This is a genomic window from Bradyrhizobium sp. 17 (genome assembly GCF_023073515.1).
GTDB classification, from domain to species: Bacteria; Pseudomonadota; Alphaproteobacteria; order Rhizobiales; family Xanthobacteraceae; genus Bradyrhizobium; species Bradyrhizobium canariense_D.
Map to the genome: position 1 here is coordinate 1 of NZ_JADPJQ010000119.1, position 26,444 is coordinate 26,444.

Genomic DNA, 26,444 nt, shown 5'->3' on the forward strand with positions numbered 1-26,444 from the left:
CTCCTTCAGGCTAGGCTGATTGGCGCGCCATAAAAACAATCACGATCATCGAATATGCGTCAGAGCCAATGTTGGGAGCCGATGGAGAACCACGCGTGAGCGATGCGATGCGCAACTACCGGAACTCGGTAGGCCGAGCGCACTGAAGGCGGCGGGACGGCTATGCGAGCTAGAGATTGTCAGCAGAATCTTGGGCGAGACTGATCTTCCAAATCCGGATCTCTCCATCCGTACGTTCAAAGCGATGCGGGTAGCCCCGCGGGATGAACAGCAAATCGCCGGCCGTGCATTCCATCTCTTTGCCGTCCAAGCGCAACATCCCGTAGCCCGAAACGATAATATAGATGGCATCAGCGGAACCGTCGTCGGCTGCTCCGCTTTCAACGCGGTCAAGAGGCAGTATGCTGAGAGAAGACGCTTCGGATCTGTAACAAACGCGCAAGGTTTCGCACGCTTCCCTCCAGCTCATACCAGACGCGATCTCCGTCAGGTTGATCGGAGTGCCTTTAGCGGGAGACGACCGCGCATCCAGAAAAGTAGACATCAGATTAGCCCACGCATTCGCCTGGCGGGTTCGCTGTCAGGCTCCCGTTTTGCCCGATCGAGGTGCAGATAATTGCTTTCGAAACGTGCCGCATTGCGCAGCCCGGCAGGATCACACACCGTCCAGGTATTTCCCTCAATGCTGATCAGATTCTCCTGACGGAGGCGTCCCAGCATTCGGTTGACATACACTGGTGTGAGACCGGTCGCGTCGGCCAGATCCGTCTGAGTCACGGGAAATTCGAACTTTTGGTCGTCCACCACTCCGAAGGCGCGCATCCGAAGGAATATCTCGTAGGTCAGAAACGCGATCCGCGCATATGCGTCGCGACGGCCCACATCGATGATGCGCTCACGCAGGACGCCTTCGTCCTGCAAGGTGTTCCACCAGAACGCCAGCGCGATGCTCGGTCGATTGAGAAGGAGATCCTTCATGATTTCGCCGGAGATGGATGCGACGAGGCTTGGCGTTAATGTCCCGATGCTGTGATCCATTTCATCAAGGATGAAGATTTCCGAATCGCAGGGATCGCCGGGCACCAGGAACGCCATGATCTGACGGGCGCCATTTTCAAGGTGTTTGTAGCGGCATGCCAGGCCGGTGATGACGAGGTGGATATCAGAAGAGTGCTCCCCCTCCCTTATGATGTCCTGTCCCGGACCATACTGTCGCTGCCGCTCACAGCTGATACGGTTCAGCAATTGACGGTCTTCGTCACTGAACGGCGCGAACTGCTCCAGTTTCCTGATTAGCGGGCTGTCCATGGGTTTCCTCCACGGGGAGAACGCCGGACGACACTTTTGGTGCCTCCTGTACCTCAATTGCACGGTCGTGACCTTGATCTAGTTTAGTGTCGTGCTCGCGCCCTGGTCCGATAGTGCGGGTGATGGCGCCAATGAATCCCACCATTCACGGTCAAGGCAGCCTGATTCAGGCAGAGTTCATCCCAGGATCGGATCAAACTTGCCAAAATAGCGCTTTCTACGCGCGCATGGACCGCCTTAAGCGGGAAATTGTGCGCTGCACGACGAGTACATCCGAACGTATTCAACACACGAAGGAGACGCTTTCGACAACGACCGAACTCGTCGCGTATAGCCAGGAAGCAATCGCACGGTCGTTTCAACTCCTTAAAGTGAATAAGAGGGTTTGAGGACCGCTCGGACCCATTACTCGTTCCTCACTCCGGAGAGATTCAGCTTTTCGTCGTAGCGTCCGATTGCACCTGGCCATGCAACTTGGATCACGTGTTCCTGGCATCTGTGAACCGACCCCAACGGATGGTCTTGCCTTCGGCCATCAGGAGAATCATCATGCATCCCACAGAAATCCTGATCCGACGATTGCGTGCGAACACTCGGCTGTCCGACGAGGACGCCGCCGCAATCAAGACGCTGCTCGTCGATGTAAAGCAGCTTACAGCGGACACTTACGTCGTTCGGGAAGGTGATTGCCCCAAACGTAGCTGTTTGGTCCTGAGTGGCTTCCTCTGCCGGTCGAAGATTGCCGAGAACGGAAAGCGTCAGATCCTGTCCTTCCACATCCCGGGAGACATTCCGGACCTACAGAGTCTTTTTCTCAGTGTCATGGATCATGATCTGGCGACAATATCCAACGCGACACTGGGCTTCGTCGACCATTCCGCTCTTTCGGCACTGATCGAGCAGCGGCCCGCAGTCGCGCGCGCTTTCTGGTGCGAGACGCTGATCGACGCCGCAATCTTCCGAGAGTGGATCGTCAACGTGGCAGTGCGCCAAGCACCGGCCCGTATGGCGCATCTTCTCGCCGAAATGCGCGAGCGTTTGGCTGCGGTCGGACTCGTCGGCGATGACGAGTTTGAGTTTCCTGTTACGCAATCTGAATTGGCCGAGGCGCTTGGGCTAAGCGTCGTACACGTCAATCGCGTTCTTCAGGGCTTCCGCGCGGATGGCGTTCTCGATCTGCAGAAGAAGATGGTCAAGTTGATCGACGTCGAGAGAGTCCTCATTGAGGGCGGATTTGATGCAGCGTACCTGCACCAGAATGGCAACGCTTCTCCATACTGACGGCTCTGCGGTCTGCAATCACCGTGGCGTGCATCACGGCTGTTGCGGGGCGGCGGAAGGTACTCTTCATGGCGGACTACACGCGCAACGCCGTCGTGCACAACGAGGTGGTTGACCCCGGGGTGGAACTGATCGACAAACCGTTCACAATGAACGAACTGCCGCTCGGATTCGCTACATACTCGGCAAAAGCGTGTGACATCTCGCAAGCGGGAGCGATGCCAAGAGCATACCTTCCGAAGGATCCGTCGTGAGCCATCTTACAACGAAAAGCCAATTGACCGCAGCCACCAAAGTCAGGAAGCGCTGCACGCCGTTTCTCGCTGGCCCGTAGGGTTCCCGACCCGCAACATCAGGGTCGATCAACTCCCGCCGGCCTCGGGGCCGCAGCTACCGCTCGACGAGGCGGCGGAGAAGCAGCGGGCAACGCGCGTCGAAGAGCAGTTTGGGCAGATCACACCGAGCCTTGTCCAGTACAGGACCGACGTGCTGTTCCGGGATCTCTGGCTCAGGCCGGTGCTGGCTCCGCCCGACCGAAGCCTGGTAACCGTGAGCGCCCTGATCGCCGCCGGTCAAGTTGCGCAGATCACCTATCATCTGAACCGCGCAATGGACAACGGGTTGACGGGGGAGGAAGCCGGCGAGGTGCTCGGCCATGTCGCCTTTTACGCCGGCAGGCCCAACGCATTCTCGGCGGCGCCGGTCGTCAAGGACGTGATCGAGAAGCGACCGTGATCAAGCGCAGGGCCGTCCTCATTGGCGGCAGCGTCGCTGTCGCCGGAATTCACCACCCGCTGGTTCTCGCGGCTTCAACACGGAAGGAGACCAAAATGGACATCGACATCAAGAGGAACGGATCCCGCCCTTCACAGAAGGGGCCCGAAGACTGGTTCACCGGCTCGGTACGAGTAGATCCGCTATTTCAGGCGCCGGAGCCGGCCCGCGCGAGCGGCGCCTATGTCAGGTTCGAGCCTGGGCGCGGACTGGTTGGCACACGCACCCACTTGGCCAGACGCTGATCGTCACTGCCGGCCTCGGTTGGGTGCAGCGCGAAGGCGGTTCGGTCGAGGAAATTCGCGCAGGCGACGTCGTGTGGTTTCCGCCCGGACTGAAGCACTGGCACGGCGCATCGGCGACGACCGCCATGACGCACATCGCGATCCAGGAAACTCTCAACGGCAAGAACGTTGAATGGATGGAGAAGGTCCGGGACGACCAGTACCGGAAGTGACTGAGTGGCAATCAAAACGCTGGGCTTACCGGCCTCCAGTGGTCGATGCTCTGAAGGATCGACTTGGCGCGCTCATTCTGAGCATCCCGCTTGGCGGCCGCAGCGACCCAGACGGAGCTGTCAACGAACGCACTCATGCGTGTCACTCCTGAATCGGGTACTGCCAAATGTCGCGCTTTGGCTCGTTGCCCTCAAGCCATTTTTGCGCGCGCTCTTTCGAGGCAAAGAGCTTGATCCAATCGGGCTCACCGGTGGCTCTCGACGCCGAATCGGGCAAGCAGAGCCACACCCATCCCTCGACTGGTCCGCCTTCCACTTCGTATTCCCAGGCAACGCCTTCGGGGTCATTGTCCTGGAGCCAGGCGTCGGCGGCACCTCCAGATGCAAATACCTTGACCCAGCCGCGATCGCCCATCGTGCGCGACTCGCCGTTCTCGTAGTCATCAAGGTAGAGCCATACGGTCCTGCCCTCGCGGCGAACTTCATCATGGCTGCGTACCACCTCGTTGACCTTCTGCCGGTCGGATCGATCGGCTTCAGGCAGCGACGTCACCGCGGCGTAGAGTTCGGCCGGAATGCTGCGCCTGTCGCCGGGAGGCTTGTAGCGCCATTCCACCCATCGATCGAATGCGTCCGACATAGGGCTCACCTCCTCGGTTTGGCGCGGAACGGACTGTCGATGGTGAAGGCGTCCGGCGCGATCCCGCTCTCGATGCGCTTCCAGGTCACGGGCGCTGCGATCGGAATTCCCTTTCGGGCTCGCGGGGAATAGGTGCCGATCGCGGTGGTCCCACGGCCGTTGCGCAGATAATCGAGGAAGATGCGATCGCGACGCTTTGCCTGAGCGGACAGGAGATAGCGGTCTGGATGGCGCGCTGCGAGAGCGGAGACCAGCTGATGCGCGACCTGATGCGCCTTATCGTGCAGCACCGGTTGATCCAGTGGCGCCATCAGGTGAATGCCTTTGCCGCCGGTGAGCTTGGGCCAGGTCTCGAACCCTCGCGCTTCATCAGCGTGCGCAGATCGAGCGCGGTCTCCACGACTGCATCCCAATCGACGCCGTCTCCGGGATCGAGGTCGATCACGATGAGGTCGGCATGTTCGAAGTCCTCGACGGTCGCATTCCACGGGTGCAGTTCGACGGCCCCAATCCCGACCAGACCAAGGAAGCCATCCAGGCTGTCGACCCACAGGCGCGTTCCCTGGCCGCCCTCGCGCTTCTGAATACGGAGCTGGTGCACGGCGGCCGGGATGTCCTTCGGCAGCGGCCCCTTGTGATAGAAGGTCGTGCCGTGCACGTGGCGCACGAGCTTCAGCGGACGATGCCCGAGGTGCGGCAGCGCCTTCTTCCAGGCCTTGGTCCAATAGTCTGCGAGTTCTTCTTTCGATGGAGCAACGGCTTCGGGCAGAAGTTGCAGGATGTTCTCTCGGGGGACGCCCAGCTTCGGCCGGCCGGCCACGGAGGGCACCAACCGCGGCGCCTTGACCTTGCGCAATGCGAGATCGTCGCGAAAACCCTTGAACACAGCTTCGCGGAGCAGGCCATCATCGGTCAGCGCGCCATATTGGACCTCGACCTCGAGAGTCGGCTCAACCCAGGTCGCCTTCGGCTTTTTGACCGCCATATCGAGTGGAGAAGTCTTGCGGATGAACGGATCCAGCCGCTCGCGTAATTCGCGCGCCGTCGTCTCGCTGTAGCCGGTACGCAGCTTGCCGGCATAGAGCAGCTTGCCGTTCTGGCGCCGGCCGACGTAGAGCGAGGCGACCTTGCGCGGGCGCGCCCCAAGCTTCTCCACGAAGGCGACGATCGGAAAGGTCTCGCTCTTCATGCACTTGAGCTTGACCCAGCTCTCCTGCCGACCCGAGCGGTACGGGTCGCCCAGCCGCTTGGCGACCAGACCTTCGAGACCCAGTTTGCACCCTTTGTCGAAGATCACGTTGCCGTCGGCCGCAAGCGCCTCGACGTAAATGAAGCTTTCCGGTGCGTTCTTCAGAAGCCGCTGCAGCAGGCGCTTGCGATCCTCATACGCGACGCCCCGCAAGTCATAGCCGTCCAGATACAGGAGATCGAACGCGTGGTAGCGCACACGCTCGCTGCGCTTGGGGCCGAGCTCCCGCCTGAGCTGCTGGAAGTCCGGCAGGCCGCCACTGCCGTACACCACGGCCTCACCGTCGATGATTGCACTGTTTGCCTTGAGCTTGTCTGCGCTCGCGGCGATCGAGGAGAATTGTTCGGTCCAGTCCAGGCCGGTGCGTGAATAGACCTTGGCGTCCGCATCTCGCAGGTGCAGCTGCGCGCGGTAGCCGTCGGCCTTGATCTCGTAGACCCAGTCTTCGCCGCGCGGCGGATTCTCGCGCAACGTGGGATCACACGGCTCGATGTAACCAGGAATAGCAGCTTTGACGGCGCCATGGACACGCGATACTCCCGAACGAGACTGACGCAACGCCACAGCACACATGCCGATTCAACGTCGTCACGCTGATTCGTTCCGTCCACGGAGTCCCCTACCGCGGGCGCGAAGTCCAGTTCCGGCCTCGGCGCTGCGCGCCGAAGCGCTTCAGAGGCAGATGACGGGACGCTGGCTACGGCCGCTGCGCCCTTTCAATCGCTGCCTTTGCTTCTGCCAAGGTGCAGCCGTTCGCGGCACGGAAAAGTGAAACTGCGCGGACCTTCTCGCCGGCTTTGAGCGCGTCCTCTATTTCTGTCGAACCACCCAGCGGCTGATAGCTCAGACCGCCATGTTTCAGTAGCAAGTCGAGCTTTGCTTCGACTCTTTCCAGCGAGACCAGTCGCCGCTGCAGGCCTGTTATTTTCAGGCGAGAATAGAACGCCAGCGCCACGAGCATCGCCAGCACAAGGGCGGTAGATGTGGCAATCGTTTCCATGAAGCACTCAATTTAGCGTCGGGCGATCATCCCTCCGCATACGATTCCAGATAGCCGCAGGCCGAGCACCGATAGGTCGTCACGGTAAGCGCCTTCCTGCCGAACATGAACGACTCGCGGTACGTGGCAGGCGGCACTCCCGCAAACCAAGGCAACTGCCCACGCCCCGGGCTAGGAATGAAGCCCTGCTCCATGGTCCTCTCGCATTTCGGGCAAGCTTTTTGCTCTGTCATTTCGGGATCGTAGACGGACCGCCGAACGTTACAAGCCCTCGCAGGAGCGCCCGTTCGGTCCGGGAGCTGGAGCAGATTCGGTCCCTGCCTCGTCTGCTGCCGGGCGGGTGGCACTCCAGCGGCGCCTTGTCCCTCCGGCGCAAAGCGCAGGAACGTCTCCAGTTTCGTGCGGTTGCCACGCGGGTGCGGAGAGCTCGACCATGCTTGAAACGGATACCTTGCTGGTAAAATGCCCGAACTGCGGGGCATGGCCTATGGCCGCAAACCTTCCCAAAAGCATCCCACGGGAGGTGGAGGTCGAGTTCAGATGCTCCCGGTGCACTCACCATGAGGTGGGACGTTTCCTACGCGCGAGGGCAGTGAAAGGGGACGAGCCTCACCGAGTGGCGTAGGCCGCAGGGACTGGAATGGCTCAGCCTGAATTTCTCGCGGAACGGCGATGCTCGCCCCGACTTGATGATCGGTGCGATTTCATTTCGGAGGAGAACGATCATGAAAACCATCGTCGCCACTGCCTGCCTGCTCGCAATTGCGTTGGCCTCGCCAGTGCAGGCCAAAGGATGCATCAAGGGCGCGATCGTGGGTGGTGTTGCCGGCCACATGGCGGGCCATGGGAAGCTCGGGGCGGTAGCCGGCTGCGCAATCGGACATCATGAGGCCAACAAGCAGAATGCCAATAACCCGAGCAACTCGAACGCCCAGGCGCCGTCCGGGCAGAAGTAGCTGTGCAGGGCGCTGCGGCAGCGCGCCCTGCTCGTCGCGAGCGAGCAAATCGGCACAGATGCTCGGACCTGCCTTAGGCCAATCTGGACGGATTATTGCCCGTTCGATTGATCGGTATGACCGAGCGAGTTCTTTACGAAAGCAGCAATGGTGACGTGTGGGCGCTGCGCGTAGCGGCGGGCGGCCCTGACCGCCAGACTGAAGCTGATCGATACCCTGCTGGACGGCCGAGAGAAGGCGCTCAGGCCGACCACTTGTCCTCCTCGCGGCGCGCTTCGTCGTCGTTGATGCGGTAGGCCAAGTCGGCAGCGATTTCTGGATGATCGGTGCTGGCGATGGGCTCGCCGTCTTGCTTCTTGATCTTTTGTCCTTCGGCGGTCACCGGAAAATCATCGGGTTCCAACGGCTTCTTGGAAGTGGACATGTATCTTCCTCCTGGACCGCGATCATAGCACGCGAGCCCTCGATTTGATTCAGGCGGAAGTAGACCTGACGGCCGCACGAAGGGTTCGTCCCACCCCCAGGAAGTTCGCGAACGGCAGCACATCCGATCCCGAAGCGCAGCGTACCGATGAACGACAATGTACGCGAACTGCGACCCCGAAACCCCGATACCGAGAAGATCACGATCAACCTTGGCTATGTCGACCTCGGCCAGGTCGACCTCATGGTGCAGGAAGGGTTTTATTCGAACCGCACCGATTTCATTCGGACGGCGATCCGCAACCAGCTCGAGCGGCACGCGGATGTGGTCAAGCAATCCACCGCCCGTAAAAGTCTGGACCTGGGGCTGCGTAATTATGCTCGCGTCGATCTCGAGAGGGCGCGGTGCGACGGCGAGATGCTGCACATCAACGTTCTCGGCTTGGCGACCATCGACCAGGACGTCACGCCCGAGCTGGCGCGCGCCACAATTGCCTCGGTCTCAGTGCTCGGAGCCCTTCATGCCAGCCCCGCGGTCAAGGCCGCTCTCGCCGACCGAACGAGGTGAAACGATGCTGAATCCAGACATGGTCCGCGAAGCGACCCGCCTCACACGTGCCGGCCAACTGGTCGAAGCCACTGCACTATTGCAGCGAATGCTGCGCGGCGATGGCGGCCCCGCAGCCTCAAGGGGAGATGCTGTGCCTGTTGAGCGTGCGAGGCTCGAGCCCCCGACACTCGAGCTGAAAGCCAATGTCGTCGAGGAGAAGGAGAGCGGACCGTCCACACAAGCCACGCCTGCCAAACGACACAATCGCCTCGCGCCCTTCGGCGGGATGAAAGATCTTTCCGGTTTCGGCATGCCAAGTCCGGTCGGGCGCACTCCAATGTCCAAAGCGGACATTGCGCCGGGCGGCACAAGGTTCGTCTCTGCCACCTTCACTAACGCGGCGGGAAGTCGGACTTACAAGCTGTTCATCCCCAGCCGCGCTGATGGAGGACCGCGTCCCCTCATCGTCATGCTTCACGGCTGCACCCAGTCGCCGGACGATTTCGCCGCCGGCACCCGGATGAATTTTCTGGCGGACGAGCGGAATTGCTTCGTTGTCTATCCGGAGCAGCCACGCGGAGCCAACCATGCGAAGTGCTGGAACTGGTTTCGCACGGGCGACCAGCAGCGGGATAGCGGCGAGCCTTCGCTGATAGCAGGCATTACCCGCAAGATCATGCGGGAGCACCCTATCGATCCCAAGCGCGTCTACGTCGCAGGCCTCTCGGCCGGAGGCGCCGCCGCCGCCATTATGGGTGCGACGTACCCCGACCTGTACGCCGCCGTCGGCGTCCACTCGGGCCTAGCGTGCGGGGCTGCCAGCGACCTTCCATCCGCGTTGACCGCTATGCGGCAAGGCAACGCTGCAGCAGTCCGGAGAGCTGGCGCCTCGATTCCCACCATCGTCTTCCATGGCGATCGCGATACCACCGTGCATCCGAGCAATGCTGAACTGATTCTCCGTGGGCCGGGCGAAGCTGCAGCAAGCCCGAGGACGAAAACTCTTCGCGGGCGAGTACCTGAGGGACATGCGTATACCCGCACCGTCCTCACCGATGAAGGTGGCTTGGGCACGTCCGAGCACTGGAGCGTCCACGGGGCCGGCCATGCCTGGTCTGGAGGCAGTCCTGCCGGGTCCTACACGGATCCACGCGGGCCGGACGCGACCAGGGAGATGCTGCGCTTCTTCCTCGAGCATTCGCTGGCAAGCTTCACGCGGAGATAGGGCGCGGCCTTGAATTCACATCGCCGGATCTCCAGTTTTCCTGAACGCGACGGAGCAGCCGGCTGGCGGGGAAGGCCTGAGGTCAGGCCTCGCCCGGTTCGGAGAAGATGGAAGCCGGCTGCGTGGTGCGCGGGATCGGCAGTGGTCGTTCAGTTGCTCCAGATTGCCCAGGGCCGCTCTTGGCGTCGTACCGCTTAGCGAGATCCAGCAGACGACGTCGGGTGAACGGATCGGCCCTTTCGGCGATGACACGGACCCGCTGCGCGAGACCCTGATAGAATTCCTGCTCCATGACGCACCCACAACATCACTGCCCCGAGTTGAGTAGCCCGCGGTCGTTGAGTCAAGAAGGCACACGACACGCTCTTGCAACTTTCCGCGACCGTCTTGAGATCGGTATGGCGGCGGACGTAGACTGGCCGTCGCAGGGGAAAATCAGATGCAAGTGTCCTATCCGGTTCGGAAGGCGTGCCCGGCGTGCGGCAAGCCGATGAAGGCTGTGCCTGACGAAATCACCAACGGGAAGCTGCGGTACGTCTGCACCAATTGCGGAGACGACCCGCTGCAGGACCCGACGGCCCGTAAGTGGGCGGACAGCCCGCTACGGCCGCCGGCGAAATAGGAGATTTCCCCGCGACCTCGGCGTTCTTGCGCCGATCGACCCCAGCCGGGATTTGCTCCCATGCGAATATTGACAGCGTCTGTTTCGTCGCCTGCCTGTTCTGCCGGCCTCCGCAGCGACGTGCTCAGAAACGATCGCGCATTCGCGGCCCGCGAGGCGCCCGTGTGGTTGAACGCCTCTCATTCGTGAGGGCAGTGCCCCCTGCGGGCCTAACTTCTCAGAAGGCGAAAGGACGGCCGCTCACCACCGAAGTCCGGTCACGACTAGCTCCGGTTGCTGCACCAGCAACGCAGCGACGCCGACCAGCAGCAGCATCGTCGCTCGGCGCGGATGGCTGAAAAGGTGAACACTTCGCCCTTTGCTATGTTGGAGCGGGTGGCACGTTTGCTTGTGGACGGGTGCCCTTTTTTCGATGAGAGATGCGAGATGCACCTGAGCAACTCCCAAGATCCCGCAGAAAGATCGACAATTCTTCTGGTCGAGGATGAAGATCTCCTGCGGGAGATGCTGGAGGAGACCTTGGCGGAGGCAGGATACGGCGTACTCAGCGCCGCATCTGGCGAGGAGGCAACCAACCTTCTCAGCGGGAGGCCTTTGCCGCGTGCTCTCGTCACGACATCAATTTGGGCCGCGCCAGGATGGATGGGTGGGAGCTCGCCCGTCTCGCGCGGGAGAACGATCCAAGTTGCGCGATCCTGTGCGTGTCCGGCGATAGCGCGCATCGCTGGGCGGCGAATGGCGTTCCCCGAAGCGTCCTCCTGGCCAAACCCTTCGCGGGCGCCCAGTTGGCTGAGGCTATATCGAGACTTCTCCTGCGCTGCGGGTCAGCCCGGCAATAGAAGATGGATACGCCGATCACCGTTTGACCTAAGGTACGGGTGTGAGAACAATGGGCCATGCGCAAGGGGGTGGGTCCCGGTGTCAATCGAATTCCGCAACAACGTGCAGATCCGGGGTCACGGCGAGCGGGCCATGATGTTTGCCCACGGGTTCGGGTGCGACCAGAACATGTGGCGCCTCGTGGCGCCTGCGTTCGAGCGCGATTTCAGCACGGTGCTGTTCGACCACGTGGGAGCTGGCCGTTCGGACCTCACCGCCTACGACCGTCAAAAATATTCGACGCTGTCCGGCTATGCCGACGACGTCGTCGAGATCGGGCGCTCGCTGCGCCTGAAGGACGCCGTATTCGTGGGGCATTCCGTGAGCGCGATGATCGGAGTTCTTGCCGCGATCAAGGATCCGACACTGTTCGAGAGCCTGGTGCTGGTCGGGCCTTCGGCGCGCTACATCGACGATAGCGACTACGTCGGCGGGTTCAGCGCTCAGCAGATCGAAGAGCTTCTTTCGTTTCTGGAGGAGAACCACATGGGATGGTCGGCGCAGATGGCGCCTGCCATCATGGGCAACTCCGACCGTCCCGAACTCGGCAAGGAACTGACCAACAGCTTCTGCCGTACCGACCCAGCCATCGCCAAGGAATTTGCCCGGGTCACCTTTCTCTCAGACAACCGGGCCGATTTGGCCAAGGTCAAAGCGCGCACGCTGATTCTCCAGTGCAGCGAAGACATCATCGCCGGGCAACAAGTGGGTGCGTACGTCCACCGCAACATCCCGAACAGCACAATGGTCGTGCTGAAGGCGACCGGCCATTGTCCCAACCTCAGCGCGCCCGACGAAGTCGTCGCCGCAATTCGAGATTTCGTCTGAGTGAACAACAATCATCCCGCCGACAGCGACTTCGAAGATCTCTACGAGAACGCGCCTTGCGGGTACCTCTCCGTTCGTCCGGACGGTCGCATCGATCGGGCCAATCGGACCCTTGCGGGCTGGATGGGCTACCAGCCCGATGACCTTCCCGGGATGCGGCTTAGCGAGCTGCTCAACATGGCGGGGCGCATATTCCTGGAGACCCATGTCGCGCCGCTGCTGCGCATGCAGGGCTTCTTCGACGAGTTCGCGCTCGATCTCCTGACCAAAACCGGAACGCGGCTGCCGGCAATCGCCAACGCGCGTGAGCGGCGGACCGACGCTGATGCGCTCCTGTTCACGCGCCTGACAATCATGCGGGCCGCAGACCGGCGCCGTTACGAGCGCGGGCTGATCGACGCGCGCAACGAGAGCGACGAGCTCAAGACGGCTCTGGAAGAGCGTCTGCGACAGGAGCGCGAAAATGCCGAACTGCGCGAGCAGTTCATCGCCGTCCTCGGCCATGACCTGCGCAATCCACTCGCATCGATCGCGGCTGGCGCGCGGCTGATGCTCAAGGCCAAGACGCCGGAGGACGCGCTGCGGTTAGAGGCCATGATGCAGAGCAGCGTGGGGCGCATGGCCAAGATGATCGAAAGCGTCATGGATTTGGCTCGAGGTCGGCTTGGCGGAGGCATCTCGCTGTCCAAGGCCATCACCGCCATCGAACCCGTTCTCGACCAGGTGGTCGCGGAATTGAAAGCCGCGCATCCGGAGCGTGACATCGAAACCCATTTTCAACTCGAAACCCCCGTGTTTTGCGATCCAGCCCGCGTCGCGCAGTTGTTCTCCAACCTGCTCGGCAACGCGATCAGCCACGGCGCGCCGGACGAGCCGGTGCGCGTCGAAGCGAGCGCCAAGGCAGAAATGTTCGAACTCTCTGTGGCGAACGCAGGCGCTGCCATTCCGGAGGAAGCTCGCAAACGCCTGTTTCAGCCGTTCTACCGGGGAGAGGCTCACGGACCGGCGCAAGGGCTAGGGCTGGGCCTCTACATCGCTGCGGAGATTGCCAAAGCTCACGGGGGTTCGATTGACGTCGCTTCGTCCGAAGCGGAGACCAGGTTCACCTTCCGTATGCCGCTGCAAGGCGAAGGGGCACTTCGGCCCTAGTGGTCTCGCACCGCAAGAGCGGCCCCTGCAGCGGAGGTGTCATCGTAGGCTGAGCGCCCGGAAAGGTTCTGTTCACGACGGGATACGCAACGCGGTCATCCACTACAGGGGGCTCGACAAGGAAGTGCAGCTGATCGTCGAGCCGTTCGGTTTCAGCGATCTAGGAAGGTGCGTGACCTCCTCGACGGCGCTTCGGAAACGGCGCATGGCGACACCTCAGCGGATTGTTGTAGCGCTCGACTCGAACGAGCTGCTCATCGAAAATCCTGCCGCCAAGTCGCCCGACCGCTCGCGCACGCCCGTCGATTCCTCAATGGTACTGGCCGTGGTCGACGGCGAGTACCGTCAAACGCTACCGGCGGCGACCCCGCAAGCGGGTCTGGCTCCAAGCCGAGAACCCGGCACACGGTATGCTTCGCCACATCAGGCGTGAAACGCGGCTGGGAAGCTGCGGCGGATCACGTTTGCGCTTTTGCACGACCTACTGTCTAGATGACTTCTGACTCAGATAGGCCTACGAGCGGACGCGGTTACCGTCTAAGAGCTGCCGCTCACCCCGTCCGCCTAATCTTTTCTTCCAAGGTGCGGAGTTGTCCGCGAAGCTCTGCTTCGAGGTCGCGTATCATCTCTGCTGTTGGACCACTGGGGAACTCCCGCGCAAGCTGCAGGCATCGCGCCAACTTGTCCTGAGTGACTTCCTTTTCTCTTTCGTGATCCATGCTCTTTATACGTCCGTTAAGGCACTACAGTTCACTCCGACGGCTTTTGGGACCCCACTAGGCTGGTTAGGAAAAGCCGCTTGCCGGCGCTGCTTGGCATCCATAAGCAAGAGCCGCGTGGTTTGACGCGTTTGAATGGCGTCGTCGACGGCCCGCTGAGCCCGAGCGAGTAGTTCTTCTGTTTGTCGGCTAAACGGTCGCCACACGAGGCTCTCCCGGCTCAAAAGGCGGGAGTGCGTTGGCGTCTCTCAGTCACCGACGCCCCGGAATCGTGGACAGTGATGGCAAGGTAACGGACCACGCACGACATGGGTCCTATTTGATTGCGGACATGGCTAGATCAGCTCAGGACTAGAGTTGCACAGTCCAGCGTGGTCTATGCGAACTTCAATGTAGGCAAATCCAGTGCACCAGCCGTGGGTTAGGACCTCTTGGTGGATGTCGCCGGTACGGCGTTAGGCGAAAACCCTCAGGATAGATGGAGTAGCGAATGTCGGAACTTCCGAACTTCACCTAAGTTAAGCAATCAGAGGCTTTTTCAATGAGACATACAGTTTTAGTCGTTGATGATGACACCGCCGTGCTCGACGTGATCGCGTGCATGCTCGAAGACATTGGCTGCCAGGTCGTATGCGCAAACAGCGGCGATGAAGCCCTGGAAAAATTGACGCGTCAGCAGAACATTTCGATCTTGATCACCGACATCAACATGCCCGGCATGGACGGCCATGAACTGGCTGAACGCGCCATGCGCATTCGGCCCTCACTCAAAGTTCTCCAGCTATCGGGCCGCGAGCGAAGGCGTGATGGCTTCCCGATGCTCAGGAAGCCGTTCTCGGAAGAAGACCTCGCGCGCGTGATGGAACAGACTACGGGCGTTTGTTAGGGCAGCAGAGTCGCTAAACAGCGTTCAAGCTCTTTCAGAGGGAATGGCTTTTGAAGGTTTGAAGGCCCGGATGACCCGCAAATCCTTCGGGCACCCCGTCCGCGCCATACCCGCTTTCGAAGGCAAAAGGTATGCCCCTGCTTCGCAGGGCTTCTGCGATGGGTTCAGAACGATCTGTTCCAACTGTACGTCGAGAATGGCGGCGTAAACGCATGGGGCAGAAGCGAGCAGAAGCCCCCTCTGCAGATCGTTAGCCTCTCCAGCAACGCTATGATCCAACTCCGCCAGCATGTCCGCAATCATCATGCGAATGAGCGGTCCATCTTCGACCAAAAGTACAGATACCATATGCGCTGCCCCCAGGGCACTTTACCCAATTACATGCACCTTTAACATTGCTCCGACCTCCATGACTGCTCACCACAATTGTCGCATCTATAAATCCGAAAGAAAGCGGCGTGTTGTCGGCTCAAGAATGGATGTCACGAAGCTGGGCTTTTGACCGCAGCGAGGCACTCCTCTGCGGAGCTCTTGAGCTTTTGCACCAGACCCCTAGGCCGGAAGGCGATTACCATCGGTAACCCCGCGTCATTATTGAGCGGTTCTCATGGAGGCTGCGGATGCTGCTTTAGATTCCCGCAGCAGTTCCGTGTTTTGGAACGTAAGTTCCTGTCGCGCGTTAAACGACTGGAGAATGCGCGTTGCACCCTCCAAAGGATGCTCACGCATGACTCAAAGTCGCCGCCGGATAACTCAAGCGAAGTCATTTCACGAGCGGCTACTTGAAGAGGGGGCCAAGTGCCGGGAAGCGGCCAAGCAGTCGCCGCCGGGTACCCAGCGAGAGAATCTGATCAGGCGAAGCCGGCAAGCTGAGGCGGCAGCCCAGATGGACGATTGGCTGGCTGCGCCAAAACAATCGGCCGCGGCACCGCTGCGTCAGCTCACCAGACCGAACGAAAAAGCACGCGTTTCGTGAAACTATTAACTGAATATCTCGAACGAGCACACCAGCTCGAGCAGTTGGCTTTGGACGAGGCCGATACCAGCTTCAAAGACCAGTTGTTGACCCAGGCACAAGCCTACCGAAAGCTCGCGGCCAAGCGGGCAGCGGAATATGGGCTACCACCGCCGAGCCCGGCCGATCCGAGCGCCTCCATATGACGAATGCAGTATCCGATCCCGACGCTCTGTCGTTCGTGTGCACCTAGCGGCAGGTATTCTCATCCACTCAGGAGGCTCACTTGGCAAAGAAAAAGTCGATAGTCGATAGGATTTCGGACACGGTTACAGAAATCGTGGACACCGCTTCGGCAGCAGCCGCGGCAGCGCTCAAGCCGGATCCCGAAGCGGTGGCGGCAACTACAAAGGAACAGGTCTACATTCCGGAAGCGACCGACGCTGCGGCCACGCCAGCTCCGCTGTTCGCTCGGAAGAAGCGCGGGCCTGCCCCTATGAGAGCCAACAAGAGAGTGGCAGCGGCAAGGGCGAAGAAGACAGCGTCCCGTTCTCAACGCGCTGCCAAGCAGCCGAAGAAGGCCGCGGCGCGGGCAGATGCCGCGCGCGTGGCGCTACCAGGCTGTGAGAGCGCCATCGAGGGCGATCTTTCGACACTGGCGGCGATGCAGTCAGTTTGCGAGCCAGGCAAACGCCATGGGCCGGTTCGATGCCGTCATTCACAACGTGGCCACGGGGTACCATGACCGCGAGCGCTTTGTGACCGAAGACGGGCTGGCACGGATATTCGCGGTCAACGTGCTTGCGCCGTATGTGCTGACCGCCCTGATGATCCCACCTGCCCGACTGATCTATCTCAGTTCCGGGATGCATACCGGCGGGCGGCCCGAACTCGACGATGCACAATGGGCCGATCGGCGCTGGAATGCCTCGCAAGCCTATTCGGATACCAAGCTCCACGACACCATCCTAACGATGGCTGTGGCGGCACGCTGGACGCACGTGATGGCCAATGCCGTAGATCCGGGGTGGGTCCCGACCAAGTTGGGAGGGGCAGGCGCTCCCGACAATCTCGACCTCGGCGCGGACACACAGGCCTGGCTCGCGGTGAGCCAGGAGCCGACAGCCAGGGTGACTGGCGAGTATTTTCATCATCGCCAGCGGAGGAAAGCTGCCTCCGCCGCATATGACGGTGCCACTCAGGACCGCCTGATGGCCTATCTTCAGACGATTTCCGGCGTCTCCTTTGCGTGACGCCGTTGAGCCAAGGAATCTCCGGTTATGACAAACACCACTTCCCTTAAGACGGAGACGATCGAAGCCGTCTCTCCCAGACTCGCGCGCTATACGCGTGAAACCGTCGTCGGCGATTTGTGGTCGCGCGAAGTCCTGGCCCCGCGAGATCGCAGCCTCGTGACGGTTGCTGCGATGATCCAGCGCGGGCAAACCGATGAGCTTGCGCACCAAATAGGTCTGGCGCTCGACAACGGCGTCACCGCGACCGAGATCTCGGAGACGATAACCCAGCTCTCCTTCTATTCTGGATGGGGCAATGGCGGCGCCGCCGTCCGCGTGGCGGCCAAGATCTTTGCCGAACGTGGAATCGACCTCAGCCAACTTGCACAAGCGGACGTGGAACTTCTTCCGCTCGATGAGCAGGTCGAGGCGGCACGCGTCGCCATTGTTGATGGACTTCTCGGGCCTGCGTTCAAAACCCTCGCCGACTACACGACCCATGTCCTGTTCCGGGATTTGTGGCTCCGTCCAGCGCTGAGCCCGCGCGATCGCAGCCTTGTAACAATGACTGCGCTGATCACTGCCAATCTTTCGGCCCAGATTCCCTATCACATCAACAAGGCGATCGATAACGGCATGAGCGAAGCGCAAGTCGCTGAAGTCATTACTCACCTTGGGTTCTACGCCGGTTGGCCTATGGCAATGAATGCCGCCAACGTCGCCAAGGATGTATTCGCAAAGCGGCCCGGATAACACTTCGCGCGGCGTGCATTTTAATACCGGGGTATTCAATCGTGCCAAGGAATCCGGCGACCGGCGTGCCAGGAGACATTGATGCCGCCCGTTAAAGACGAAAGAAAGATCATGACAAATAGCGCCCCTCAATTGACCCTCAATAACGGCATCCAAATGCCTGCCATCGGCTTCGGCGTGTTTCAGTCCGCGCCAGAAGAGACTGCCGCTGCGGTCCAGTCGGCACTGGAAGTAGGGTATCGGCACATCGACACCGCCGCCGCATACTTCAACGAGCGCGAGGTCGGCGAGGGCCTTCGTCGTTCCGGAATTCCACGCGACGAGGTGTTCATTGAGACCAAGGTGTGGGTCTCTGATTATGGGTACGAGGAGGCGCTGCATGCGTTCGAGAAGAGCGCCAAGAAGCTCGGCGTCGAGCAGCTGGACCTGCTGCTCCTTCACCAACCGCTGATCGCAAAGTTCGACCGGAACGTCGAGGCTTACAAGGCGCTGGAGAAGCTCCTCGCTGACTGTGCCGTTCGCGCCATCGGCGTAAGCAACCTCGTGCCCGCCCGGCTCGATGCGCTGCTCGCAGAGACTGACATCGTTCCGGCGGTCAACCAGATCGAGCTGCACCCATACAACATCCGCGCCGAGTTGCAGGCGAAGAACGCCGCACACGGCATCCTCACCCAGGCATGGTCTCCAATCGGCGGGATCCGCAGCTACAACGGCGAGACCTCCAACCCGCTGAATGATCCGACGATCCGTTCCATCGGCGAGGAACACGGAAAAACGAACGCTCAGGTGATCCTGCGTTGGCACCTCCAGCAGGGCCGCTCTGCCATCCCGAAGTCCATCAACCCGGGACGTATCGCCGAGAACTTCGACGTGTTCGACTTCGAGTTGACGAATGACGAGCTGGCCCGGATCGACGCACTAAATTCCGGCGACACCATCGACATCGACAGCATCGACTTCGAGTCCTTCGGCTTCGTCATCGACGAAGTCTAGCCACGTGACCGCGTGCCGAGGCACCAGGAATAATGAGCAGACAACGCATGAGTACAACCGAAATTACCCGACGATCCCTCCTCGTTTCCGGTGTCATGGTTGGTGCCGGCGCGCTCGCATCCAACGGTTGCGCTGAACCCTTGCCGCAGAAGTCCACTGCTACCCCACGCCGTCCGAGTCAGCCCGCAAAAGCGTCCAGCCGTAGGGCGACCTCTACGGTGTCGATGTGTACAACACGCAGGAGGTTGCCGACGAACTTGTCTACATCGGCGAGAACGTTCAGCCACTCGATGGCGAGCCGAAGCGCGTGCTCATCACCGGTTCAACCGCCGGAGCCGGCCAGCTTGCCGCCGCTTACCTCTTGAAGCGCGGCCACACGGTCGTCGCCCACGCCCGCAATGCCCAACGCGCCGCCGACGTGCGACGCGACCTACCGGGGCTGGAAGAGGTGGTAATCGGCGATCTCCGGCATCTCGACCAGACGCGGGCACACTCGCTGAGCAGATCAATGCGCTCGGAAAGTTCGACGTGATCATCCACAACGCCGCCGAATACCGTGTGTCAGGCCCCGAGTTCCTGAATGCCAATTCGCTCTCGCCGTACCTCCTCACCGCGCTGGTCACCCCGCCGCAGCAGCTGTCATATCTTTCTTCTAACCAACACCTCGGCGGCAGCCGCGTTGGTGTCTTCTCGCCGAAGATAGCCCTCATATTGAATGCGCTCGGCGGCGGTCAACAAGTTGGGATTTATGGTGGCGGAGCCGACCGCGATCCGGACCTGGCGCATGGATTTGCGAACCGCATCCAGGAAGGCGTGGCTGGCGTTCTCCATGAGGTGCCAACGGTCGGCGACCTGGGTGGCGTGCGGGAGTGCCTTGGCCACAGCAAGGGCATAGCCACCGCCGCGGTCGCGCGCGACCACAGCGATTTGTGGCTGCCCCGCGAGCCAGGCCTGCGCAGTGGCTGGCTCTCTGTCGGGTAAGAGAGTGATCGGTCGTCGCCGCTCGAGGTCACAGATAATCGTTCCGTACCGCTGATTGCGCCGCCAGGCCCAATCGTCGATGCCGATAACGCTCGGCGCAGCAAAGGGCGGACACCCGCGCTTTCTAACCACCCGAAGCAATGTGTCGTTGCTCACGGGCAGCATAAGTCGACGGGCAAAACTCGCCGCCGGGCGGCCACCCAAGGCAAGGCCAAGGTGATGGACGATCAGATCGAGCCGGGTCGTTCGCCGCGCCCACGGTGCCAGAGCGCCGTCGTCGAAGCGCTCAGTGAAAATACGCCGACCGCACAGAACAGTAACGCAGCGGAAGCGGCGCGCCACGACCACCAGGCGAACCTGCCGCCCCGCCAGCGGCAGATCATTTAGGCGCCTCTGATATCGGCTATGGATCCTCCCAGAACTGGTCCCGCAGCTGGGGCAGAGACTCGTCCCCCTCGTGGCGCGTATGGTGATCACGGTCGTAGCGCCATCACAAAAGGCGCTTTCCACGTCAAATCCGCGAGGGACCAAGGCCGACGGACGTAGGGCTCGCTGCATCATATTGATTCCTTTGTGAAACCAACGCGAGCCGACGCTTGAACTTCATCAAAAGTGAGTCAGAGCCAATATTGCAGGCCGAATGACAAACTGGGTGCAGCAGCCGCGGCAGCCTGAGCGTTAGTAGTCCGCCGAGATTCGTTGTTCACAAGTCCTCGCGCAGACCCTTGAAGAAGGGATGGCGAACTTTTCCCTCCGCCGACTTGGCCCGGTACTCGATCTCGGCAAGTAGTTTCGGCTCGACCCAGATACCCTTGTGCGCGATACGCTTTGGCGGGCCCAGCCGACGGTCCGCCCGTGATCCTGCTGCACGGCTGGCCCTACGATATTTACGCTTTCATCGACGTCGCCCCGCTGCTCGCCGCCGCCGGGCATCGCGTGATCGTCCCCTATCTACGCGGCTACGGCACTACCCGCTTCCTGTCGGAGGCGACGATGCGGAACGGACAGCCCTCGGCCATCGCCGCAGACATCGTCGCGCTGATGGACGCGCTGAAAATCGATAAGGCGACCATTGCCGGCTTCGACTGGGGTGCGCGCACCGCTAACATCATCGCCGCGCTGTGGCCGGAGCGGGTCAAGGCGACGGTCTCGGTGAGCGGCTATCTGATCGGCAGCCAGCAGGCCGGCAAGATGCCGTTGCCGCCCAAGGCCGAGCTGCAATGGTGGTACCAGATCTATTTCGCGACCGAGCGCGGCCGCGAGGGGTACGACAAGTATCGCCACGATTTCTCGAAGCTGATCTGGCAACTCGCGTCGCCCCAGTGGCACTTCGACGATGCCACCTTCGATCGCAGCGCTCAGGCCTTCGACAATCCGGATCATGTGGCGATCGTGGTCCACAATTACCGCTGGCGGCTAGGCCTCGCAGATGGCGAGGCGAAATACGACGCGTACGAGGCGCGTCTGGCGCAGGCGCCCGTGATCTCCGTACCCACCATCACCATGGAGGGAGACGGATGCAATGAACGTGTTCGTCCTTGCGGTGGACGAGGGAAGCCTCGCGGCGGCGGGGCGCAAGATCGGCCGCTCCCCGGCGGCCGTCAGCCGCGCCATCGCCTTCCTTGAGGAGCGGGTCGGCGCCGAGCTGCTGCACCGGACGACGCGATCGATCAGGCTCAGCGAAGAGGGCGAGCACTACGTGGCGGTCTGTCGCCGCCGAGTTGGAAGAGGCAGACGACATCGCGGCCGGACCGCGCACGGCGCCTCGTGGCCTGCTGACGATAACCGCACCCGTGGTGTCGGGCGAGATGGTGCTCCGACCGATCCTCGATGCGTTTCTCGACGCCTATCCGACGGTCTCGGCAAAGCTCCTGCTGTTCGACCGTTCGGTCAATCTGATCGACGAGGGTGTCGACGTCGCGCTCCGCATCGGCCATCTCGCCGATTCGACGATGGTCGCGGTGCGGGTCGGCGGGGAGCGCGGCAGCCGCTCGACGTCGTTCATCGGAATCCTTCATCTTCGGTTTTTGGCGGTTCTGATCTTCAACATCGGGAATTCGCTCCCTCTCTGCCGCTCGTTCATCCAGCCTCAGGTAATCTCTCCGCGGGGTAGAGATAGCTTCCCGCTCCCGGCTTGTTAGGCTCCCTGCCCAGTCTCGAAAAATCGCTCGACGTCCCCGTCCGTTTTGGTTTCGATGGTTCGCATCCACCTCATCGGCCCGAATGGCGTTTCGCGCGGCTTACCCGGGAGCTCCACCACAACTGCGATCGAGTTGGAGGAAAAGCGAACTTCGGCAAGCACGGTACGGATCCTTTGTATGATCAAGCGTCTGAGGCGAACGAGCTCGTCGCCTGGACGCGCTTTCGAGCCGGCGGGCGAATGCGCGCGCCTCTGCCCAGGAAGATCTCGCTTCGAGCAGATCCATCCGTGCCAACTCCGCTTTCGCGGCCCGGTCGCGGTCGCGCTCTGCAGCGACTATCCCTGCCCTGAGCTCGTTGATTTTCGCCTTGAAAACCGGATCGTCCACGCGACCCGCCGATGCCCCCATTTGCTTGCTGTGTTCGCGACTGGTTTCATAGCCCTATTCGCGAAACCGCTCGCGGCCCCACACGCACCATTGATAGTGGATCGCCACGGGCACGAAATAGTCTTCCGTTCTCACCGGCGGCAGCCCGTCGTTGAAATGCAGAACCTTGTCCTGGCGCACGATGAGCCGCAATCGATCAGCTTCTGAAGGGTCGCTTTCGAACAGCGCGGAATCTGGTTGATGGCGATGGCCTCGAAGGCGAGGGTCGCGGCTCTGGTCATGCCCTTGCAAGGATGATCGGTCATGTACTTTAAATCGTGGTTTCGATTTTCTGCTGCTCAGAAGTATTTCGCTCTCGCGCGATGCTTCTGTTCGAAGGCGACAACGCCGGGATCGCCCAGGCGCCGCTCCACTTCGGCATGGCGCAACGCCTTGCGGAGGCACTGGAGCACGAGGCCGTCCTCCTGGAGCCTCTCCGCAATCGCCATCGCGCAGTCGCCCTCCGGATAGTGGTCGACATTGCTGCTCTCGGCGACCTCGATGCACTCCAGCAACCATTCGATCAAAAAGCGTCCTGCGCAGTCCAACGCGAAATCAGGTACGGCGCCGCAGCGCGCGACCATCAAACGCTGGATCCGCTCGACGAGCTCCGCGTCGGAAATATTGGTCTCGATCCGTCCGTAGACGCTACCACCGCGTGCGAAGGCGCCTCCGTAGCGCGTCATCTCTATGTCGAGCCCGAGGTCGAGTTGTTCGTTGATGAAATCGCGGATGCGCGCCATGAAGATACGGACAATCTCGGTCCTGACGTCGGGATGGAAGATCGAGGCCGCGACGGCATCCACGAACGTGTCCGGATCGTAGGGATGGACGCACTTCGCCGCCGCCTCGAACGCCAACCGTTCGATCGCCGCATGGTATGCGCGCTCCCAGCCCGTGCCGTCGAACGCCATGTCGTAGAGCTCTTCCGCCTCGAAGTCCGAGTCCGTCACCGCCACCTCCCGAATATCCATTGGCGAATTATGCCGGCGCGCGGGGGCGCGACAACGAAAAACAAATTTAGTCAATTTGACAAAAATCTTTTGCTGTGGAGAACGGCCGCGATCTCGATTTCGCACCGCCTATAACAAGAACACAGAGTCGAGTCCGGGTTCGGGGGCATGGCTTTTCGTTTGGGGCAATGCCTCAAGGAGTTTGCCGACTTCCATGTTAACTACCTGCATCCCAGCAAGCGCCGTCGTGCCGGTCCAGGATGGGTCAATCGCTTGGCGAAGCGGAGACCATCGTCGCGCAGCTGTTTTAGGGTCTTATTCACGTGGACGGTAGACAAAGCCTTCACGCGCCTGCACTCCCGCGAAGGCATTAACCAATTGCTGCCGTGAGGCTTGAAGCCGTTTACAAGAAAACTTAAGTAGGTGGCTTCGGTTGTACGCATCTGCCATGTGTTTTCCGCGTTCCGCGCGGGTAGGTTTTGCTTTTTTCCGCGTTCGCGCGGGTCCGTTATCAACACCATTAGAACTCCGCGTCCAAGCTTTAGCTTGTATGAAACGGAGACTGCTGTGGTCACACAGAGTTCGGCAGTTCTATGGCTTTCGGAGAAGACGAATGAAGCGGAAGGGTTTGAAGCCAGTGGAAGTTGGTGAGTTTGTGCGGGAGTGGGTTGCGCCGGGCGGTGATGTCACCGGGCAAACCACGGGCACAGAGCTCCAAGTCATCTGTGATGCCTATCTGAACCAGGCAAGGGAAGAGGGCTGCGCGGTCGATGGCTCGCTCATGGACGGGCTTGTCGAGCTGCGAGATTGGGTCCGCAGCCGCTGAATGCTTGAACCCGCCGTCACGGCGGGTTCTTTTTAAATTGCATCTGCTTCTTGGATCGACCGGGGTGTACGGTGGCTCGGCTTAAATGAGATGCGATGTAGCGCCCCGGCAACCAAGACGATATTCCCGATGCTTCGCGCCGCTGGTGTTCTCGAACGACACTGTAGATGGCGCACACGGGGTCGCAATAGCGAAGGAAGTTGTGGAAGAATCTCTTCCATCGATTCCCTGCTGGCTTCTTGGTATTAGCCGCGTCAGTGCGAGTTGTTCACCTACACGTTGGCGTTAACGGCGGTCATGGGGTGCTGAGCCCGAGCGGTCATCACGCCAGCCCACCGCTTCCGCAATTCCTCGTCGACGTAGCGCGGCTGCTGCTGGATCCCGTACGCATGCGCCGCCTCAATCCGGGCCTTGTAGTGGATGAGCACGCGGTGAGTGGTGACGACGAAGAGGACCGACTTACTCCACAGCGACGGCTGGTTGGTTAGCCAGCCCACCGCCCGCTGGGCGTGGTGGACGTCGCCGGCGCACACCGCGACGTCAAAGTCCAGGCCCCCCCGGAACGTCGTAGTCGTGCGGCCCGACCTCGCTGTCGATGTCGGCTGCGATGAAGACTTTCATGAGACGAACGATCGTGTGCGCTGCGGCAGAGAGGCAACGCTATTAAGCGGTGCGTCTGATCACGAAAGATAAGCGCCGAACGCTTGCTACGGATTTGCTACGGAGTTTTTTCGCCGAAGGACCCATGGCCATAAGCGATTGACTTTATTGCATTTTTGGTAGCGGGAGAGGGACTCGAACCCCCGACCCCAGGATTATGATTCCCGTGCTCTAACCAGCTGAGCTACCCCGCCACAGGGTCGCGAGGGCCGAAACAAGCCGATCTCGCGAACGCGCGGCATATAAGGAAGGGGGCGGCGGGCTGTCAATCCGAGTTTGGCAAAGCTTCCACCTTCGCCAAGGCTTCCGCCTTCGCTAAAGCTTCGGCGGGACATGTCGGCGGGGGATTTGGGCCTTTTGGCGCTGAATCCGTCATGGCCGGGCTGGTCCCGGCCATCCCGGCCGGCCACAAGAACGTGGATGCCCGGGACGAGCCCGGGCATGACGACGAGATTGGGATGCGGAACAGGCTCCGCCTACGCCAAGGCTTCGGCGCGATAAGCTACTTCGGCCGCACCGTCGGGTCGCCGCCGGGGCTGCCGGGGGGCGGGATGACGGGCATGGCGCCGTTCGTGCTGGGCGCCGGGGCGTGCATCTCGGGATCGACGCCGGAGGGCGGGCAGAGCACGCCGTCCGATTTTGCCAATTTGTCGCCGAGCGGTTCCCGGGACTGGCCGGTGGTGGTGCCGTCGGCCGAGCGGTTCGGGCGATCCTGCGGCGTGCAATTGGTCGCATGCTGCGGGGATGGCGGCGCAGTCGCTTGCGGCGGTGTCGCCGGGGCGGGCGGAGCCTGCGCGATCGCGCTGCCGGAGGCGGCGATCAGGAGGCTGGCCAGAATGATGTTTGATGTCGTGCGCATGGGAGGGAAACGCGCGGGTCAGCCCGCGTGTTCCGCACCCCCGATCACGATTTGAGGTAGCGGATCAGCGAAAAGTGCCCCATCGGGGGCATCGGGCGGCGCTCGGCAAGCGTAACGCCGCCGTGTTTTGCGGCCCAGTCGACCAGGCGCTGCCATGGAAATTCCGGGCGCCAGCCGAGACGGCGGGCCAGGGGCGCAAACGCGAGCTCGGAGAGTTTGCGCAAACCTTTTTCCGCGCCGATGTGGTTGACCAGGATCAGCTCGCCGCCGGGCTTCAAGACGCGCATGAACTCGTCGAGCGTGCCCTCGGGATCGGGCACCGCGGTGATGACGTATTGCGCGACCACCGCGTCGAAGAAGTTTTCGGGGAAGGCGAGGTTCTTCGCATCCATCACCGAGAGGACTTCGACATTGCTCAAGCGCATCGCGCGCACGCGGGATTGCGCTTTGCGCAGCATCGGCTCGGAGATGTCGACGCCGCAGATCTTCGTGGTGCGCGCATAATCCGACAGCGAAAGCCCGGTGCCGACGCCGACGTCGAGGATGCGGCCGCCGATGCGGTCGGCCTCGGCGATGGTCGACTGCCGGCCGGCGTCGAACACCTTGCCGAACACGAGATCATAGACCGGCGCCCAGCGGCCATAGGCCTTCTCGACCCCGGCCCGCGAGATGTCTGCTGCCATGCCCCCTGCCCTGCCTAGATTCTTATATTGCGC

The 26,444-nt window shown here is 61.3% G+C and carries 26 protein-coding genes, 1 tRNA gene and 7 pseudogenes; 18 read left to right on the top strand and 16 right to left on the bottom strand.

The window, feature by feature from the left end; all coding sequences use genetic code 11:
• Window positions 1-169 precede the first annotated feature (169 nt).
• The gene (locus IVB13_RS27465) at window positions 170-544 is read right to left on the bottom strand and encodes a cupin domain-containing protein (protein ID WP_247454054.1); all 375 of its coding nucleotides are present in this window, start codon (window positions 542-544) and stop codon (window positions 170-172) included.
• A complete protein-coding gene (locus IVB13_RS27470) occupies window positions 544-1,308 on the bottom strand; it encodes a Crp/Fnr family transcriptional regulator (RefSeq protein ID WP_247490956.1) in 765 nt (254 codons plus the stop codon). Before IVB13_RS27470 ends, IVB13_RS27465 begins: the two co-directional genes overlap by 1 nt.
• Before the next feature lie 549 nt (window positions 1,309-1,857).
• On the opposite strand from IVB13_RS27470, the gene IVB13_RS27475 reads away from it, so the two are divergent.
• The 3 genes and pseudogenes from IVB13_RS27475 to IVB13_RS27485 all read left to right on the top strand — a co-directional run bounded on the left by IVB13_RS27475 (window position 1,858) and on the right by IVB13_RS27485 (window position 3,820).
• The gene (locus tag IVB13_RS27475; RefSeq protein ID WP_247490957.1) at window positions 1,858-2,589 is read left to right on the top strand and encodes a Crp/Fnr family transcriptional regulator; all 732 of its coding nucleotides are present in this window, start codon (window positions 1,858-1,860) and stop codon (window positions 2,587-2,589) included.
• 360 nt (window positions 2,590-2,949) lie between these two features.
• Window positions 2,950-3,324, top strand: a pseudogene (locus IVB13_RS27480) (carboxymuconolactone decarboxylase family protein); the annotation flags it as partial.
• Between the two features lie 101 nt (window positions 3,325-3,425).
• Window positions 3,426-3,820 (top strand): annotated as a pseudogene (locus tag IVB13_RS27485) (cupin domain-containing protein).
• A gap of 142 nt (window positions 3,821-3,962) precedes the next feature.
• Here the strand turns inward: IVB13_RS27485 and IVB13_RS27490 are convergent.
• The 3 genes and pseudogenes from IVB13_RS27490 to IVB13_RS27500 form a co-directional block, all read right to left on the bottom strand.
• On the bottom strand, window positions 3,963-4,436 hold the full coding sequence (locus IVB13_RS27490; protein WP_247490959.1) for a hypothetical protein: 474 nt from the start codon (window positions 4,434-4,436) through the stop codon (window positions 3,963-3,965).
• A 29-nt stretch (window positions 4,437-4,465) separates the two neighbouring features.
• Window positions 4,466-6,282: pseudogene (gene ligD / locus IVB13_RS27495) on the bottom strand (DNA ligase D).
• 124 nt (window positions 6,283-6,406) lie between these two features.
• Window positions 6,407-6,709, bottom strand: coding sequence for a hypothetical protein (locus IVB13_RS27500; RefSeq protein ID WP_247368087.1), 303 nt, complete (start codon window positions 6,707-6,709; stop codon window positions 6,407-6,409).
• Between the two features lie 725 nt (window positions 6,710-7,434).
• Between IVB13_RS27500 and IVB13_RS27505 the strand changes: the two genes are divergently transcribed.
• Window positions 7,435-7,665, top strand: coding sequence for a hypothetical protein (locus tag IVB13_RS27505; RefSeq protein WP_247368085.1), 231 nt, complete (start codon window positions 7,435-7,437; stop codon window positions 7,663-7,665).
• A 241-nt stretch (window positions 7,666-7,906) separates the two neighbouring features.
• Here IVB13_RS27505 and IVB13_RS27510 read toward each other — a convergent pair whose 3' ends face one another.
• A complete protein-coding gene (locus IVB13_RS27510; protein ID WP_247368084.1) occupies window positions 7,907-8,089 on the bottom strand; it encodes a hypothetical protein in 183 nt (60 codons plus the stop codon).
• 147 nt (window positions 8,090-8,236) lie between these two features.
• On the opposite strand from IVB13_RS27510, the gene IVB13_RS27515 reads away from it, so the two are divergent.
• On the top strand, window positions 8,237-8,656 hold the full coding sequence (locus IVB13_RS27515; RefSeq protein WP_247490962.1) for a CopG family transcriptional regulator: 420 nt from the start codon (window positions 8,237-8,239) through the stop codon (window positions 8,654-8,656).
• Between the two features lie 4 nt (window positions 8,657-8,660).
• The gene (locus tag IVB13_RS27520; RefSeq protein ID WP_247490964.1) at window positions 8,661-9,863 is read left to right on the top strand and encodes a PHB depolymerase family esterase; all 1,203 of its coding nucleotides are present in this window, start codon (window positions 8,661-8,663) and stop codon (window positions 9,861-9,863) included.
• 82 nt (window positions 9,864-9,945) lie between these two features.
• Here the strand turns inward: IVB13_RS27520 and IVB13_RS27525 are convergent, their stop codons facing one another.
• Window positions 9,946-10,155, bottom strand: a complete 210-nt coding sequence (locus tag IVB13_RS27525; protein WP_247454037.1) for a hypothetical protein — start codon at window positions 10,153-10,155, stop codon at window positions 9,946-9,948.
• A gap of 1,248 nt (window positions 10,156-11,403) precedes the next feature.
• Here IVB13_RS27525 and IVB13_RS27530 point away from each other — a divergent pair.
• The 4 genes from IVB13_RS27530 to IVB13_RS27545 all read left to right on the top strand — a co-directional run bounded on the left by IVB13_RS27530 (window position 11,404) and on the right by IVB13_RS27545 (window position 14,946).
• Window positions 11,404-12,192, top strand: coding sequence for an alpha/beta hydrolase (locus tag IVB13_RS27530; RefSeq protein ID WP_247490965.1), 789 nt, complete (start codon window positions 11,404-11,406; stop codon window positions 12,190-12,192).
• On the top strand, window positions 12,193-13,341 hold the full coding sequence (locus IVB13_RS27535; protein WP_247454033.1) for a PAS domain-containing sensor histidine kinase: 1,149 nt from the start codon (window positions 12,193-12,195) through the stop codon (window positions 13,339-13,341). It abuts the gene before it with no gap.
• Between the two features lie 124 nt (window positions 13,342-13,465).
• Entirely contained in the window at window positions 13,466-13,774 is a 309-nt protein-coding gene (locus IVB13_RS27540; RefSeq protein ID WP_247454031.1) for a hypothetical protein, read from the top strand.
• Window positions 13,775-14,601: 827 nt separating this feature from the next.
• The gene (locus tag IVB13_RS27545; protein ID WP_249802597.1) at window positions 14,602-14,946 is read left to right on the top strand and encodes a response regulator; all 345 of its coding nucleotides are present in this window, start codon (window positions 14,602-14,604) and stop codon (window positions 14,944-14,946) included.
• A 24-nt stretch (window positions 14,947-14,970) separates the two neighbouring features.
• Here the strand turns inward: IVB13_RS27545 and IVB13_RS27550 are convergent, their stop codons facing one another.
• Entirely contained in the window at window positions 14,971-15,294 is a 324-nt protein-coding gene (locus tag IVB13_RS27550) for a response regulator (protein WP_247490967.1), read from the bottom strand.
• Between the two features lie 546 nt (window positions 15,295-15,840).
• On the opposite strand from IVB13_RS27550, the gene IVB13_RS27555 reads away from it, so the two are divergent.
• The 5 genes from IVB13_RS27555 to IVB13_RS27575 all read left to right on the top strand — a co-directional run bounded on the left by IVB13_RS27555 (window position 15,841) and on the right by IVB13_RS27575 (window position 19,414).
• Complete coding sequence (locus IVB13_RS27555) at window positions 15,841-16,107, top strand: hypothetical protein (RefSeq protein WP_247454027.1); 267 nt, start codon at window positions 15,841-15,843, stop codon at window positions 16,105-16,107.
• Window positions 16,108-16,596: 489 nt separating this feature from the next.
• Window positions 16,597-17,154 carry a hypothetical protein gene (locus IVB13_RS27560; RefSeq protein ID WP_247490970.1) on the top strand — a complete coding sequence of 186 codons (558 nt, stop codon included), beginning with the start codon at window positions 16,597-16,599 and terminating at the stop codon, window positions 17,152-17,154.
• A 27-nt stretch (window positions 17,155-17,181) separates the two neighbouring features.
• Complete coding sequence (locus IVB13_RS27565) at window positions 17,182-17,889, top strand: carboxymuconolactone decarboxylase family protein (RefSeq protein WP_247454024.1); 708 nt, start codon at window positions 17,182-17,184, stop codon at window positions 17,887-17,889.
• Between the two features lie 81 nt (window positions 17,890-17,970).
• The gene (locus IVB13_RS27570; protein ID WP_247454022.1) at window positions 17,971-18,882 is read left to right on the top strand and encodes an aldo/keto reductase; all 912 of its coding nucleotides are present in this window, start codon (window positions 17,971-17,973) and stop codon (window positions 18,880-18,882) included.
• A 226-nt stretch (window positions 18,883-19,108) separates the two neighbouring features.
• Window positions 19,109-19,414 carry a hypothetical protein gene (locus tag IVB13_RS27575; RefSeq protein WP_247454021.1) on the top strand — a complete coding sequence of 102 codons (306 nt, stop codon included), beginning with the start codon at window positions 19,109-19,111 and terminating at the stop codon, window positions 19,412-19,414.
• A gap of 158 nt (window positions 19,415-19,572) precedes the next feature.
• Here the strand turns inward: IVB13_RS27575 and IVB13_RS27580 are convergent.
• Both IVB13_RS27580 and IVB13_RS27585 read right to left on the bottom strand, forming a co-directional pair.
• Window positions 19,573-20,421, bottom strand: a pseudogene (locus tag IVB13_RS27580) (ISL3 family transposase); the annotation flags it as partial.
• Between the two features lie 145 nt (window positions 20,422-20,566).
• Window positions 20,567-20,692 (bottom strand): annotated as a pseudogene (locus IVB13_RS27585) (DNA ligase); the annotation flags it as partial.
• Between IVB13_RS27585 and IVB13_RS27590 the strand changes: the two are divergent.
• A pseudogene (locus IVB13_RS27590) lies at window positions 20,686-21,378 on the top strand (alpha/beta hydrolase); the annotation flags it as partial. The pseudogenes IVB13_RS27585 and IVB13_RS27590 overlap by 7 nt on opposite strands.
• Before the next feature lie 7 nt (window positions 21,379-21,385).
• Window positions 21,386-21,836: pseudogene (locus tag IVB13_RS27595) on the top strand (LysR family transcriptional regulator); the annotation flags it as partial.
• Window positions 21,837-22,445: 609 nt separating this feature from the next.
• On the opposite strand, the gene IVB13_RS27600 reads toward IVB13_RS27595, so the two are convergent.
• On the bottom strand, window positions 22,446-22,583 hold the full coding sequence (locus tag IVB13_RS27600; RefSeq protein ID WP_247490972.1) for a hypothetical protein: 138 nt from the start codon (window positions 22,581-22,583) through the stop codon (window positions 22,446-22,448).
• Between the two features lie 146 nt (window positions 22,584-22,729).
• Window positions 22,730-23,383 carry a hypothetical protein gene (locus tag IVB13_RS27605; RefSeq protein WP_247490974.1) on the bottom strand — a complete coding sequence of 218 codons (654 nt, stop codon included), beginning with the start codon at window positions 23,381-23,383 and terminating at the stop codon, window positions 22,730-22,732.
• Window positions 23,384-23,996: 613 nt separating this feature from the next.
• Between IVB13_RS27605 and IVB13_RS27610 the strand changes: the two genes are divergently transcribed.
• Window positions 23,997-24,209, top strand: a complete 213-nt coding sequence (locus tag IVB13_RS27610) for a hypothetical protein (protein WP_247490977.1) — start codon at window positions 23,997-23,999, stop codon at window positions 24,207-24,209.
• 272 nt (window positions 24,210-24,481) lie between these two features.
• Here IVB13_RS27610 and IVB13_RS27615 read toward each other — a convergent pair whose 3' ends face one another.
• The 4 genes from IVB13_RS27615 to IVB13_RS27630 form a co-directional block, all read right to left on the bottom strand.
• The gene (locus IVB13_RS27615; protein ID WP_247393200.1) at window positions 24,482-24,742 is read right to left on the bottom strand and encodes a hypothetical protein; all 261 of its coding nucleotides are present in this window, start codon (window positions 24,740-24,742) and stop codon (window positions 24,482-24,484) included.
• Window positions 24,743-24,986: 244 nt separating this feature from the next.
• Window positions 24,987-25,063 (bottom strand) — tRNA-Met (locus tag IVB13_RS27620).
• A gap of 308 nt (window positions 25,064-25,371) precedes the next feature.
• Window positions 25,372-25,728 carry a hypothetical protein gene (locus IVB13_RS27625; RefSeq protein ID WP_063994841.1) on the bottom strand — a complete coding sequence of 119 codons (357 nt, stop codon included), beginning with the start codon at window positions 25,726-25,728 and terminating at the stop codon, window positions 25,372-25,374.
• A 44-nt stretch (window positions 25,729-25,772) separates the two neighbouring features.
• A complete protein-coding gene (locus IVB13_RS27630; RefSeq protein ID WP_018453892.1) occupies window positions 25,773-26,411 on the bottom strand; it encodes a class I SAM-dependent methyltransferase in 639 nt (212 codons plus the stop codon).
• Between the last annotated feature and the right edge of the window lie 33 nt (window positions 26,412-26,444).